This window comes from Verrucosispora sp. ts21 (assembly GCF_002879555.1).
In the GTDB taxonomy this organism is placed as follows: Bacteria; Actinomycetota; Actinomycetes; order Mycobacteriales; family Micromonosporaceae; genus Micromonospora; species Micromonospora gifhornensis.
Genome location: NZ_PNOZ01000027.1, coordinates 24,200 through 37,450 on the forward strand (window position 1 = coordinate 24,200; position 13,251 = coordinate 37,450).

Here is a 13,251-nt window from a genome sequence, read left to right on the forward strand (position 1 = left end):
CCCAGCGACAGGGCAGCCTCGGGCCCATCGATGCATACCGAGTATGCTCCGATCTCATGCGACACCACCCCGACCGCCGCAGCATCGCGCTCACCGCCGTACTCGGCGGGCTGCTGCTCGGCATCCTCGACTTCGTCTGGATCAAGTTCGTCCCCTTCCCCTTCGCCGACCTGGGCAACTCCAGTGCGGTCTGGGCGGTCGCCGCGTTCGCCTTCGGCTTCTGGGTCCGGACCGGCTGGGTACGCGCGGCCATCGGCGCCGCCGTCGCGCTCGTCGTCGCGGTCCCCGGCTACTACGCCGCGGCGGCGGTCATCCAGGGCGACGACTGGTCGGTGCTGTGGGCACCCACCTCGCTGCTCTGGATGAGCTTCGGGGTCCTCGCCGGAGTGGTCTTCGGCATCGGCGGTGTCTGGGCGCACGAGCGAGGATGGCGACAACCGGTCGGCATCGCCCTGCCCGGCGCGGTCCTGTTCGCCGAGGCCCTGATCGACGCCAGCCGGATCAACCACCCGAACTACGGCATCGACCCGCTCTGGAACGTTCTGATCAAGACCACGCTGGGCGTCCTGGTCGTGGTCGTCGTCGCCCGCGGCACCCGGGCGCGACTGCTCGCGCTGGCCACCGCACTCCCCCTGGCTCTCGTCGGCTTCGTGGCCTTCCGACTGGCCGGCTTCGGCGCCTGACCCGAGACCACCCCACCGCATCGACTCGCCCCGCTCAACCGATCGCGACCGGACGAACACGGCGGCGCGAGGCCGGCGGCGACGCCGGCCACCCTGCTGTCCGGTGCGGTCGTCAGTCGGTGAACGAGGTGAGATCCAGTCGGGCCAGGCGGTCCGGGTCCGCGATCACGTCGATCTCGGCGATCAGTCCGGCCGAGACGGTGAAGGCCATCACCGACAACGGCCGGCCGGCTGCGGTGACCACCACACCGGCGCTGCCGTTGATCACGGCGGGCCGGGCGAACGGGGAGAACCGGCCGAAGGTGACGGCCTGGGCGGCGACATCCCGGGCCCCGGTGAGCACGGTGGTGTGCCGGGTACGGGCCACGCCACCGTCGGAACGAAGCACCACGTCCGGATGCAGGACCCCCACCAGCGCGTCGAGGTCACCGTGGCGGGCGGCGGCGAGGAAGGCGTCGACCACCTGCCGCTGCCGGGCCAGATCGGCGTCCGGTTGGGGGACCTGGCCGCGTACCCGTCGGCGGGCCCGGCTGGCCAGTTGCCGGGCCGCCGTCGGTGACCGGTCGATCATCGGCGCGATCTCGTCGAACGGTACGGCGAACATGTCGTGCAGCACGAAGGCGAGCCGTTCCGCCGGAGTGAGGGTGTCCAGGACCACCAGCAACGCCAGCCCCACCGAGTCGGCGAGCACGGCGGCGTACTCGGGATCGTCCGGGCCGGCCGGTGCGACCACCGGGTCGGGTACCCGCACGTCCAGTGGCTCCTCGCGACGACGCCGACGGCCGCGCAGCGTGTTCAGGCTGACCCGGGCGACCACCGTGGTCAGCCAGGCGGCGAGGTTGTCCACCCCGTCGACGTCGGTACGGGACAGCCGCAGCCAGGTCTCCTGCACCGCGTCGTCGGCCTCGCCGAGCGAGCCCAGCATCCGGTAGGCCACCGCGTGCAGGTGCGGCCGATGCTCCTCGAACCGCTCGGCCAGCCCGGTGCGCCCGTCCATGTCGATCCCTTCGCCGGCCACACCGACTGGTCGTTAACAAGGGGCCCTTCCTCTACCGCAGGCGTTAGGAAGGGGCCCTTCCTAACGCTTCGACCCCACCGCGCGCCCCGACGTGACCGCTGGGTGATCCAGCTCACCCGGCGGTCACGTCGACCGGTGGGGCGGGGTCGAGCCGGTGAAGCCACGAACGGTAATCGACCGCGAGCGCACTGCCCGGTCCTGGCGCAGGGAGAACGTCGTGCATCCACCGATTCTCGTCACCGGCGGCACCGGCACCCTCGGCCGACTGGTCGTCCCACTGCTGCACGAGGCCGGCCACCGGGTTCGGGTCCTCAGCCGTCACGGCGGGGCGCCCTCCCCCGGCGTCACCCACGTCACCGGAGACCTGGCCACCGGGGAGGGCGTCGACGCGGCGGTCCGCGACGTGCAGATCGTGCTGCACCTGGCCGGCGGCCAGAAGGGCGACGACCAGCTGGCGCGCACCCTGGCGCGGGCCGCGCGGCAGGCCGACGTACGCCATCTGGTGTTCGTCTCGGTGATCGGAGCCGACCGGGTGCCGCTGGCCTGGCTGCGGACGAAACTCGCCGCCGAGCAGGCTGTCTCCGACTCCGGCGTGCCGTGGACGACGCTGCGCGCCGCCCAGTTCCACGAGCTGACCCTCACCCTGGTCCGCAAGATGTCCGCCCTGCCGGTGATCCCGGCACCCGGCGGGATGCGGCTGGAACCGGTGGACGGCCGGGAGGTCGCCGCCCGGCTCGCCGCGCTGGCCCTGGCCGCGCCGGCCGGCCTGGTGCCCGACCTGGCCGGCCCGCAGGTGTACGCGCTGGGCGAGCTGATCCGCAGCTACCTGCGGGCCACCGGCCGACGTCGGCTGCTGATGCCGGTACGGATACCCGGCAGCGCGGGTCGCGCCTACCGGCAGGGGGCGAACCTGAGCCTGCCCGGCGCGACGAGAGGCACCCGCGCCTGGGGGCAGTTCCTCACCGACCAGGTCGGACACCCGGCGTCGGCCTAGAAAGGGCCGGGCCCGGTCGGGATACGGGGGTCTCCCGGCCGGGCCCGGCCGCGTGCGCCACCGGCTCTACAGGCGGGTCGGCTGCACCGGGAACGACGCGTAACGGGGCAGGTCGGTGTCGTCGAAGTCGAAGGCCAACTCGTTGACCACCTCGACGACGCCGCTCACCCGGGCGGCGAGCCGTCCCGCGATGTCGACCGCGGAGCGCCGGTCCAGCCGACCGGTCATGGTCACCACGCCGTCGCGTACCTCGACCCGGACGGCGCCCTCGCGTACCGCCAGCACCCGACGCAGCACCTCCTGCACCACGTCGTGGCGGATGTCCGCGTCCGGGCGCAGGTGCACCCGCAACAGGTCGGAACGGGTCACGATGCCGACGACCCGACCCAGGTCGTCCACCACCGGCAGGCGTTTGACCTGCTCACGGTCCATCAGCTTGGCCGCGGCGACCAGGGAGGTGTGCGGAGACGTGGTCACCGCCGGGGTCGTCATCAGCTCCCGAGCGTTGTCCGCCTCACCCTTGCGGCGCGACCTGCGCTGCCGGGCGCCCTCGAAGACCCGCCGCTCGTGCGGCTCACCCATCCACTCCACCTTGTGCAGCAGGTCCGCCTCGGACACGACGCCCAGCACGTGCCCGAAATCGTCCACCACCGGCACGGCGCTGACCCGCCGCTCGGCAAGCAGATCGACGATCTGCCGGTACGGCGTCTGCTCCACCACCGTGGCGACGTCCCTGGTCATCACGTCTTCCACCTGCCAGGCCCGCATCACGACCTCCTCTGTAAGTCTTGCGAATCCACGCTATGCCGGGGACGGTCGGGCAGGTCAGTGCTGCCCGACCCGCCTCGACAGGACCTCTGGCCCACCCCACCCAGGCCCACCGGGCGAGCAGCTGGGGTGGGCCGTGCGCGGGGCAGCACCCAGCGCGACCGGTTGATAACGTGACGGCGACCTCGCCTCTGGCGACCGGCGATGTCCCGGGAGGTTCGCATGTGGGCGGACGAGGCCGCGCTGGACGCGACGCAACGCCGGCTCGACGAGTGGGAGGCGTCGATAGCCGACCGGGCGCAGCGGGCGCGGGCCCTGTCGGCACGCGTCAGCACCCTCACCGGCACCGCCCACGACGCCGACCGCAGCGTCGAGGTCACCGTCGACTCGGCAGGCCAACTGGTCGACCTGCGTCTGGACGAACGGATCCGCCAGCAGTCCGCGGCACGCACCGCGCGGCAGGTGCTGGCCACCACCCGAGCCGCGCAGGCCGACCTGCTGCGCCGCATCACCACGGCGACCACCGAGACCCTGGGCGACGACGACCCGGCCGGGCCGGCGCTGCTGAACTCCTACCGCCGCCGCCTGACCGGGCAGGACGCACCGGATGCCGACCGGTGAGCACATCCAGGTCGACCCCGACGACCTGGTGACCCATGCCGCACGCCTCGACCGGCACGCCGACACCCTCGACACCGCCCGACAGGCCGGGCAGCACGTCCGGCTCAGCGCCGACGCGTACGGTCAACTCTGCGCGATCATGCCCACGCTGCTCGACGGCCTGCAACGAATCCTGGTCGACGGCATCGGCACCGCCGCCACCTCGGTCCGCGACACCGCCGGCCGGTTACGCACCAGCGCCGAGAACTACCGGGCCACCGACACTCGTGCCCAGCACAGCCTGGATCGGGTACGGAACGCCAGGTGACCGGCAACCCGCTCGTCGCCGCCCCGGTGCACACCGGGCCGAGCGCGTGGGCGGGGGTCTGGATCCTCGAGGACATCGAACTGATCCACCAGGGTGTCACCACCGGCAGTTGGATCGACGGCACCCTCGGCGTGGTCAGCGCCGGCCTGGACGCTCTCGCGTTCGTCTCCGACCCGGTCGGCGCGCTGCTCCAGTACGGCATCGCCTGGCTCATCGAACACGTAAAACCTCTCAGCGAAGCCCTCGACTGGCTCGCCGGTGACCCGGCCCAGATCACCGCACACGCCCAGACCTGGCGCAACGTGGCATCGTCGCTGCGCGACGAGGCCGCCACGCTGGCCCGCGACGTCACCACCGACATCGCGGCCTGGCAGGGCGAGGCCGCCCGCGCCTACCGTGCCTGGTCCACCGAACAACGCCAGGCCCTCGCCGGCCTCGCCCAGGGCGCCGACGCGATGGCCGCCATCACCGAAGGCACCGCCGGCCTGGTCGCCGCCGTCCGACTGCTGGTCCGCGACGCCATCGCCACCTGCGTCTCCCGCCTCATCGTGTACGCCACCGAACTCATCGCCACCGCCGGCCTGGCCACTCCCCTGGTCGTCGAACAGGCCACCACGCTGGTCGCCGCATGGGCTGCCCGCATAGCCCGACTGCTGCGCGGACTACTCAACAGCCTCCGCCACCTCATTCCCACCATCCGCCGCCTCGGCACCCTCATCGACCAGCTCAAACAAGCCCTCGCCCGACTCCGCAACGCGCCACCTGGAGGCCGACGATCGCCGGAGGAGAGCCCGCGCGGACAACGCCAGCCCGACAGCGAGCCGAGGCCTCCCGATTTCGACCCAGGCAAGCATCGGGGTGCGCTCGGAGACGATTTCCGTCCAGGCACACAGGATCCTCACGGCCTGTTCGCCGCCAAGGAGCGGCACGTCGCCGACCGGCTCGGCGCCGAGGGCATCATGGTGCATCCGCGGGAGCGCATCGACGACATCGAGTTCCAGAAGAACCCTGATGCGATGACCCGTGCCGGTCCTGATGACCCGGGTGTGGTGACCGAGCTCAAGAGCCTCAATCAGGCCAGCAGTGAAGCCGTCCGACGTAACATCCTGACTGCCGGCAAACAGCTGGAACAAGAAGGTGGCGGCGACGTGGTGATAGATGGTCGGGCGGTGGGTCTCACCGAAGATGAGGCGCGCAGAGGGTACGCCCGAGCGGTTGGACATCACCGGCAGCACGGCACTCCGCTACCGGATCGCGTCCAGATCATCCTCGGCGAGGATCGGATCCTCACTCTGCCCGACGGGCCACGGTGACGCCGTGTCGGTCCAGGAGCAGATCTTCATCAACGCGGACTCCTCGCCGGATGAGGTCGCCGAACAGCTTGCCGCCTCGCTGAGCATGCGCAAGTTCGCCGGCAGCAAGGGTGGCGTCTACGTGAGCCGTCCGGCCCGGTGGGGTGTTTCCGGCGGCAAGGAGGTTGGCGGCGAGGTCGCGGACAACTACCTGGCAGACGCACAGGCGAGCCAGGCGGAACAGTCACTGTTGGACGGCTATCAGATCCTGTGGGACTTCGGGTATACCGGCCGGGACCGCGACATCCAGTTGGCGGAGGCCCGGCTGGCGTTCACCGAACTGGCCGCGTCGGCGTTGTGGCCGGCGGCGCTCATTGCCGGCCTCGACACCCTGATCGCGGCCTGGGATCCCGTACTCGGCCTCACCTGGTTCCCGCCCGGCACGACACCAGACGCCGATAGTCGACAGCTCTGGTACCGCTACTTCGAGCGCTTAGCCCAGCCGCACACGTGACCACGCCAGGCCGATAGTCCGGGTGACAATGATCGACTCCGTTTCGCCGTAGTGGCGGCTTCCGGCTGGGGCGTACCCCGCCGTTTCGGCGATACGGCGACGCGGGTTCCTCAGCTCAGGATGATGGGGTTGCTGAGGGCGGCCATCTGCCGGTCGGGATGGCGTACCTCGACGCGGACGAAGGACGTTTCGTCCGCGTTCGTCCGCCACTGCGTGACACCCGCGCCGTCGTCGGGCAGCGCATGGCGGTGCACGACGCCATGCTCGGTGTGCAGGGTGATCGTGCCGGACGGCACACCGCAGACCTGCACCCGTACCGCGATGGGCTCGCCGTCGGTGACCAGGTGCTCGCCCACTCCCCCTGACCGGTTCGCGGCGGTGGCGGTGACGTCGAGGGTGACGGCGGCCGACTCGGCGATCCAGCTTCGACCCGCGCGGACACCGGCCAGCACCGCATCGCAGCTCAACTCCTCGGTGTGGACCACTGTGTGCGGCGTACCGAGCTGACCGGCGAGGTGGGCGTCGCTGTTGCCCACGACCGGTAGCCACTGTCCTTGACGGATATCGCTGGCCAGGCTGCGTCCCCATTCGGCCAGGGCCGCCTCGTTGTCGGCGTTCCACGGCAGGTCCGATGCCCAGCGCCCGTTCCACACCTCCACCGCGTCGAACCAGTCGTACGGGTACATCAGCGTCCCCGATGGATACGGCGCGTGCGGGTGCGCCGCCACACACAGTCCACCGCTGCGGCGTACCTGATCCAGGTGTTGGCCGATCACCTCGTCCCGGACGCCGTACCGCCACTCGACCGCCTGCTCGGGGGCGAGGCCCAGGGCGAGCCAGTGGCCGGTGCGGGTGGTGACCTCCTGACCCAGGATCACCAGCAGGTCGTCATCGGCGTACGGCCCCCACTCGGCGTGCCCGGCGGCCGTGTTGTGCTCGGTGGTGGCGATGAAGTCGAGCCCGAGCGTACGGGCTGCGGCGGCAAGGTGAGCGGGCGTCAGGTCGGCACCCTGCGACAGCAGCGAGTGCACGTGCAGATCACCCCGGTACCAACCGGGCCCTCGGCCCGCCGCCCGTCGAGGCGGATAACGCGACTGCGCGACGTCGGACATCGACGTCCACACTATCCGTATCGCTGAATCGCGTCCGGCTCCCCCTGAGCCGACGCGCATCCTCACGGTGATCGATTCCGTTTCGCCGGCATGGCGGCGTCCCACCGCTGCGCACCCCGCCGTTTCGGCGATACGGCGGACACCTGCCACCTCCTACCCGGGTAGGAGGGGCGGCCAGACCTGCGGTCGCGGTTGGGGCCTGTGGTCGGGCGCGCTGGAGCACGCCGCCGAACAGCATCGACAGCATGACTGCTACCTATCGACGCCAGGGAACGGCCTGGCACCGTCCACTGTTGATATTCGTCTGGGCGATGGCGGGCCTCGCCGTCGTCTCCGTCGTCGGCGTCGTCGTCGACGGGCGGGTCCTGACCGGTGTGCCGATCTGGCTCAAGCCGTTGAAGTTCGCGGTGTCCTTCGTGCTGTACGGCGTGACGCTGGCCTGGCTGCTCTCCCTGCTGCGCCGACGCAGCAGGGTCGCGGAGTGGACGGCCACCCTCATCGTGGCGCTGGGGGTGGTGGAGATGGCCATCATCGTCGGTCAGGTGTTGCGGGGTACGACCAGCCACTACAACGTGAGCAGTTCGTTGAACGCGATGCTGTGGATGCTGATGGGTGTGGCGATCATGGTGCTGTCCGTGGCGCACCTCGTCCTCGCGGTGGTGGTGCTGCGGCAACCGATCGCCGACCGGGCCGGCCGGTACGCGATCGGGCTGGGGTTGGGGTTGGCGCTGCTCGGCATGCTGGTGGCGACCCCGATGGTGATGGCCGGTGACGGTTCGGCGGCCGAGGGAATCGCCGGGGCGCACAGCGTGGGGGTGGTCGACGGCGGTCCCGGCCTGCCCCTGGTCGGTTGGAGCAGCACCGGCGGGGACCTGCGGATCGGCCACTTCGTGGGGCTGCACGCGATGCAGGTGTTGCCGATCCTGGCGGTGCTGCTCGGCCGGTTCGGCGGTGGCCGTCTCAACGGGCGGACACGAGCGCGGCTGCTGGTCGTCGCGGGTGGCGCGTACGGCGGGTTGACGCTGCTGTTGACCTGGCAGGCGTTGCGCGGGCAGGCGCTGCTGCGGCCCGACGCGCTGACCCTGGGCGTCGCGGCGGCACTGCTCGTCGCCACCGTGGCGGCCGCCGGCCTGGTGGTGGCTCGTGGTCGCAAACCCGAAGTGGCGTTGGCGGCGTGAGCGGGCGCAGCATCAGGTGCGGCGGGCGCCGGGACGGCGTCCGGGAGGAAGGGGCGCAGACATGACCGAGGTGCTGTTCACGCTGACGTTCGCGGTGGCCGCGCCGTTCTGGGCGTTGATGATCCTGGCACCGAAGTGGTCGGTGACCGCTCGGATCATCGCCTCACCGTGGATCGTGCTTCCCGGCCTGGTGATCTACGCGGTGCTGGTGCTGCCCGCGCTCGGTGAGGTGCTGCCGGCGGTGGCGTCGCCGTCCCTGGATGGGGTACGCGACCTGCTGGGTGAGGCGGACGGCGCGGCGGCGGGCTGGGCTCACATGATCGTGTTCGATCTGTTCGTCGGTCGGTGGGCGTGGCTGGACAGTCGGGAGCGTGGGGTGCCGTCGCTGGTGATGGCACCGGTGCTGCTGTTGACGATCCTGCTCGGGCCGCTCGGCCTGGCCGCGTACCTGATCATTCGGGGCAGGTGGACGCCACGCCCGGCCGGCGCGGAGGGCTAGGGTGACCCCCGTGGGGTGGGTGGGACGGCTGTTCGACGCGCGGGACAGCTTCGCGCGGATGCTCCTGCTCGACCTCGCGGGCCTCGGCTACCTGATCTTCGGTCCGCTGGGTGGCGACCGACCGGGGATCACCCAGTGGGTCCTCGCGGTGATCGCGTTCTCTCTCGGTCTGGTGTTGCACCGCCGGCCCCTGGTCAATCTGGTGGTGCAGACCGCGCTGCTGGCCGTGGCGATCCCACTGCTCGACGACGTCACGATCAACCAGGTCGGGGCCAGTTGGGCGTTGCTCGAACTGACCATGCGCGCCACGAGCACCCGCACCGTCTGGTTGGCCGCGACGGGGGTGGCGGCGGTCGCCCTGACCAACTCGATCGGCGAGCCGCTGCCCCGTTTCCTCTCCGGCGTGGTCGGGCTGCTGCTGGAGGTCGGCGTTCCGCTGCTGCTCGGCCTGGTGGTGCGCACGACCCGTGAGTTGACCGCGCAGGCGCAGCAGCGGGCGGCGGAGGAGCAGCGCCGCCGGGAGTCGGAGGCCCGGGCCGCCCGCGCCGACGAACGCAGCGCCATCGCCCGCGAACTGCACGACGTGGTCGCGCATCACGTGGCGTCGATGGTGCTGCGAGTCGGCGTGGCCCGGCACGTCATCACCGACCTGGATCCGCGGGTGGACGCGGTCTTCGGTGACGTGCACGCCACCGGCACCGCGGCCCTGGCCGACCTGCGCCGGCTGGTCGCGGTGCTGCGCGACCCCGATGCGGTACGCGGCGACGCGGCGCTGACCGCGATCGAGCCGTCGGCGCTGCCCGCTGCTCTGAGTGCGGCGGTGGACCGGGCTCGGCAGGCGGGGATCACCGTGGAGGCCGACATCGACCCGGCGATCGGCGCGATCGACGCGGTGCGGGGCCTGGCGGTGCTGCGCCTGACCCAGGAGGCGCTGACCAACGTGGCCCGGCACGCCGGCCCGTCGGCCGTGGCCCGGCTGACCGTACGGATGCGTGACGGGGCCGTCCACTGGGAGGTGGTGGACGACGGGCGTGGCCCGGTCCCGGCTCCGGTGCCGGCCGGCGGCGGCCACGGCATCCCGGGGATGCGGGAGCGGGTCGAGGTGCTCGGCGGCCGGTTGGCGGCCGGACCGGTCGAGGGTACGGGCTGGCGGGTGCAGACCGTCCTGCCCGCCGCGTCGGAAGAGGTGTCATGATCCGGGTCCTGCTCGTCGACGACCAGCATCTCATCCGCGCCGGCCTGCGGATGCTCTGTGAGTCCACGCCGGACATCGAGGTGGTCGGCGAGGCCGACAACGGCCGCGAGGCGATCTCCCTGGCCACCCGGCTGCGCCCGGACGTGGTGGTGATGGATCTGCGGATGCCGGGCGTGGACGGGATCACCGCGACCAGCCGCATCCTCGCCGACCGGCCCGCCACTCGAGTGCTGGTGTTGACCACCTTCGGCGACGACGACCACCTTTATCCGGCGTTGACCGCCGGAGCCTGCGGTTTCCTGCTCAAGGACGCACCCCCCACCGACCTGCTCGACGGCATCCGTCGGGCCGCGGCCGGGGACAGTCCGTTCAGCCAGGAGGTGCTGCGCCGGCTGGTGCACCGGGCGGTGCACGCCCGCACCGCGTCACCGGAGCCGGTCGGTGGGCTCTCTGCCCGCGAACAGGAGGTGCTGAGGTTGGTCGCCGAAGGGCTGTCCAACGCGGAGATCGCCGAGCGGCTCCACATCGGCGTCACCACCGTCAAGACGCACATCACCAGCCTGATGACCAAGACCGGCAGCCCGAACCGGGTACGCCTGGCGCTGTTCGCCCACGGCGTGTGAGCAGCGTTGCGGAATCCTGACGGCGGTCAGGCCCGGCGGGCCTGGGCGGGCCACAGGACGGTGGTGGGGATGCCGCGCTGCCGGGCTGCAGCGACGGTCCGGTCCGTGGCGGCCGCGTGGCAGCCCGGTGAGCCGTCCCAGACCGCCACCAGACACTGCACCCGACTCAACAGTTCCTGGTTGGCGGCCAGGTAGGCGGCGGTGCCGGAGTGCTGGTGCCCGGTGTGGATGACCGTGCTGGCCCGCGCCAGCAGCTCGTCGAACTCGGCCCGGCGGGCGGCGGTGATCGTGTCCCGGTAGTCGGCGGCGGGCAGGATCACCTCGTACGTGCCGCCGGTGGCCAGGACCACCCGCGCGAAGATCTGGTCGGTGCCGTCGGCCAGGCAGGTGACGCCGTGCACCGGTCGGTCGCTGAGCCGGTGCAGTTCGGCCCGCAGCGCGTCGGCGATCGGCCGTACGCTGCCGGGGGTCAGGTGGATGTGGCCCGCGACGCCGACGCGCAGCGGGCCGTGCTCACCGGCCATCGGCTGCTCCCGGCCGTGGGGCGGGCACCGGAGTGGTCAGCCGGATCAGCTCGAATCCACTGTCGGACAGCACATCCGGCAGGGCCCGGATCTCCTCGCGGTTCTGTTCCTGCACGGCGGGGCTCAACTCGTCCCACGGTCGAAGTTCGGGATGCCGTTGGCGCAGATCGTCACGGGGCTCACCGTACGTCCAGCCTTCCGTGCGCCGTTCCTGGCACCACCGTTCGTGTTCGAGACGCGCCAACTGTTCCACGCGTTCCGCGATGGCCTGCCCGGCGGCCGAGGCGTCGCCTGTGTGTCCGTGCCGGGGCGCGACGACGCAGCCGAGGTTGAGCAGCTTGGCGGCGATGTCCTGGACGTGGCTGCGGTTGGCGCGGCGCAGCGACTCGGGCAGCCGGGACCAGTGCACCATCGCGGGGGCGTCGCCGAGGCGTACGCCGGCCCGCTGCCGGGCGTGCAGGTAGCGCTCGTGGATCTGCTGGGCCAGTCGTTCGGTGAGGTCCTCGGCGATGAGTTCGGCCTCGCAGGCGTGGGTGAGCACCGGGTACAGGCACAGTTTGCCGTGCACCTCGTCGAGCAGGTCGTGCCGGGAGTCGCCGTGGAAGGCGGCGGCCAGCGCGGCCTGCCGGTAGACCGGCACGAAGACGGTGCTGCGGGTGCCCTGCCAGAGCGCGGGAGTGTCGAGTGCGAACTGCAGGCCGCTGTCCTCGTCCGGCAGGCAGATGTAGATGCGGTCGTAGCCGCCGGCGGTGAACTGGGCCAATCCGGTCAGCTCGTCGACCTCCCGGTCGTACGTCGACACCTGGCAGACGGTCCGCAGGAACGGGTAGCGGGCGGCCACGAGCGCGAACTCGGCGCGGGCGTCCGGGGCCACCAGGTCCACCCGCAGCGGCGCGGCGGCCAGGTTCGAGCGGGTGTGCTGGGCCCGCCAGTGCCGGGCCGTCTCCACCAGCAGGGCGCGACGGAAGCTGCCGTTGCCGGCGATGAGGACCGTGGCGGTGCGGTCCCGGGTCGGACGCAGCGGATGGTGTCGGTGCAGCGCCCGGGCGGCGATGTCGTCGACGTGGAAGTAGTCCAGTCGCAGCCGGCTGGAACCGGCGGCACCGAGCCGCCGGGCCTGCAACGACAGGCACATTTCCGGATCGTGGACCTGGACGTAGACCCGGGGCGGGTTGCGCCGGTCCTGGATCAGCCGGCTGGCGGCGTTGGCGATCGCGTGGTTGAGGTCGTCGTCGTCGGTGCAGGCGTAGATGGTGTGTGCCCGGGGCAGACCGGCGCCGCGCAGCACCTCGACGCTCGTGGGGTCGCCGATCACCCCGAGGTAGCGGCGTCGGCGGTATTCCAGCGGCCCGAACGCTTCGGAGCGCACCACGACCACCCGCTCACCGTCGGCGTAGAGCCGGTCGGCGAGCATGTGGGCGAACTGGGAGTCACCGCAGACCAGGGCGTGCCCGCTGGCCCGGCGGGCCCGCAGCCGGCGGATCTCGGCGGCCAGCAGCAGCCGGGCCGCCTCGGCGACGGCGAGCAGGGTGAACAGCGGGGCGACGAAGCGGGCCACCTGCAACTGCCACGGGTAGGGGCCGGAGTTCTCGAAGGGCTCGGCACTGAGGACGAACAGTTGCAGCGTGTAGTAGAGCACGTCGTAGGAATCGTGGATGGTGTCCGGGCGTTCTGTGCGCAGCCGGTCGAACCCGATCCCGCCGAGGACCAGGGCGACCACGCCGATGATTCCGAACACGACCCGCAGCCACCAGGCGGAGGGGCGGGCGAAACCGGCGGACGGGTACGTCATCGCAGGGTGCCCTCCTCAGGAGGGCCGTACGTGCCGGAACCGGTGGGGTGGGGCGGCCACGGTCGGCATCCCGACCAGCGGACTGAGCCCATGGGCCAATGGTATTTGACGCAGTCGATCGCCAGAGCGTT

15 protein-coding genes are annotated in these 13,251 nt (G+C 71.6%); 10 read left to right on the plus strand and 5 right to left on the minus strand.

All coding sequences use genetic code 11. From position 1 onward, the window contains the following. Positions 1 to 56 precede the first annotated feature (56 nt). The gene (locus C1A38_RS14055) at positions 57 to 683 is read left to right on the plus strand and encodes a DUF6518 family protein (RefSeq protein ID WP_102658277.1); all 627 of its coding nucleotides are present in this window, start codon (positions 57 to 59) and stop codon (positions 681 to 683) included. Between the two features lie 112 nt (positions 684 to 795). On the opposite strand, the gene sigJ is transcribed toward C1A38_RS14055, so the two are convergent. Then, on the minus strand, positions 796 to 1,680 hold the full coding sequence (sigJ, locus tag C1A38_RS14060; protein WP_102658320.1) for an RNA polymerase sigma factor SigJ: 885 nt from the start codon (positions 1,678 to 1,680) through the stop codon (positions 796 to 798). A 238-nt stretch (positions 1,681 to 1,918) separates the two neighbouring features. Here sigJ and C1A38_RS14065 point away from each other — a divergent pair, with 238 nt between their 5' ends. Further along, on the plus strand, positions 1,919 to 2,695 hold the full coding sequence (locus tag C1A38_RS14065; RefSeq protein WP_102658278.1) for an SDR family oxidoreductase: 777 nt from the start codon (positions 1,919 to 1,921) through the stop codon (positions 2,693 to 2,695). A 66-nt stretch (positions 2,696 to 2,761) separates the two neighbouring features. Here C1A38_RS14065 and C1A38_RS14070 read toward each other — a convergent pair whose 3' ends face one another. Continuing rightward, positions 2,762 to 3,463, minus strand: coding sequence for a CBS domain-containing protein (locus C1A38_RS14070; RefSeq protein WP_102658279.1), 702 nt, complete (start codon positions 3,461 to 3,463; stop codon positions 2,762 to 2,764). A 222-nt stretch (positions 3,464 to 3,685) separates the two neighbouring features. Between C1A38_RS14070 and C1A38_RS14075 the strand changes: the two genes are divergently transcribed. Genes C1A38_RS14075 through C1A38_RS14090 form a run of 4 tightly spaced genes read left to right on the plus strand, consistent with a single transcriptional unit; the run spans position 3,686 to position 6,197 of the window. After that, positions 3,686 to 4,084, plus strand: coding sequence for a YbaB/EbfC family nucleoid-associated protein (locus C1A38_RS14075; protein WP_102658280.1), 399 nt, complete (start codon positions 3,686 to 3,688; stop codon positions 4,082 to 4,084). Further along, positions 4,071 to 4,391 (plus strand): type VII secretion target, encoded by a 321-nt coding sequence (locus tag C1A38_RS14080; RefSeq protein WP_102658281.1) that lies wholly within the window; start codon positions 4,071 to 4,073, stop codon positions 4,389 to 4,391. Before C1A38_RS14075 ends, C1A38_RS14080 begins: the two co-directional genes overlap by 14 nt. Beyond that, the gene (locus tag C1A38_RS31795; protein WP_233196818.1) at positions 4,388 to 5,704 is read left to right on the plus strand and encodes a WXG100 family type VII secretion target; all 1,317 of its coding nucleotides are present in this window, start codon (positions 4,388 to 4,390) and stop codon (positions 5,702 to 5,704) included. The genes C1A38_RS14080 and C1A38_RS31795 overlap by 4 nt, the downstream gene beginning before the upstream one ends. Positions 5,705 to 5,708: 4 nt before the next feature. Continuing rightward, entirely contained in the window at positions 5,709 to 6,197 is a 489-nt protein-coding gene (locus C1A38_RS14090; protein ID WP_102658282.1) for a hypothetical protein, read from the plus strand. Between the two features lie 110 nt (positions 6,198 to 6,307). On the opposite strand, the gene C1A38_RS14095 is transcribed toward C1A38_RS14090, so the two are convergent. Continuing rightward, positions 6,308 to 7,309, minus strand: coding sequence for a CehA/McbA family metallohydrolase (locus C1A38_RS14095; RefSeq protein WP_102658283.1), 1,002 nt, complete (start codon positions 7,307 to 7,309; stop codon positions 6,308 to 6,310). A gap of 245 nt (positions 7,310 to 7,554) precedes the next feature. Between C1A38_RS14095 and C1A38_RS14100 the strand changes: the two genes are divergently transcribed. From C1A38_RS14100 to C1A38_RS14115, 4 genes are all read left to right on the plus strand, one after another. Then, positions 7,555 to 8,487, plus strand: coding sequence for a hypothetical protein (locus C1A38_RS14100; protein WP_199180205.1), 933 nt, complete (start codon positions 7,555 to 7,557; stop codon positions 8,485 to 8,487). A gap of 61 nt (positions 8,488 to 8,548) precedes the next feature. Continuing rightward, on the plus strand, positions 8,549 to 8,986 hold the full coding sequence (locus C1A38_RS14105) for an ABA4-like family protein (RefSeq protein WP_102658285.1): 438 nt from the start codon (positions 8,549 to 8,551) through the stop codon (positions 8,984 to 8,986). Positions 8,987 to 8,996: 10 nt separating this feature from the next. Continuing rightward, complete coding sequence (locus C1A38_RS14110; protein ID WP_102658321.1) at positions 8,997 to 10,181, plus strand: sensor histidine kinase; 1,185 nt, start codon at positions 8,997 to 8,999, stop codon at positions 10,179 to 10,181. Next, positions 10,178 to 10,804: a response regulator transcription factor gene (locus C1A38_RS14115; protein ID WP_102658286.1), complete on the plus strand. Its 627-nt coding sequence runs from the start codon at positions 10,178 to 10,180 to the stop codon at positions 10,802 to 10,804. Before C1A38_RS14110 ends, C1A38_RS14115 begins: the two co-directional genes overlap by 4 nt. A 26-nt stretch (positions 10,805 to 10,830) precedes the next feature. On the opposite strand, the gene C1A38_RS14120 is transcribed toward C1A38_RS14115, so the two are convergent. Then, positions 10,831 to 11,328 carry a hypothetical protein gene (locus C1A38_RS14120; protein ID WP_102658287.1) on the minus strand — a complete coding sequence of 166 codons (498 nt, stop codon included), beginning with the start codon at positions 11,326 to 11,328 and terminating at the stop codon, positions 10,831 to 10,833. Next, a complete protein-coding gene (locus C1A38_RS14125; protein WP_102658288.1) occupies positions 11,318 to 13,120 on the minus strand; it encodes a RyR domain-containing protein in 1,803 nt (600 codons plus the stop codon). The genes C1A38_RS14120 and C1A38_RS14125 overlap by 11 nt, the downstream gene beginning before the upstream one ends. Between the last annotated feature and the right edge of the window lie 131 nt (positions 13,121 to 13,251).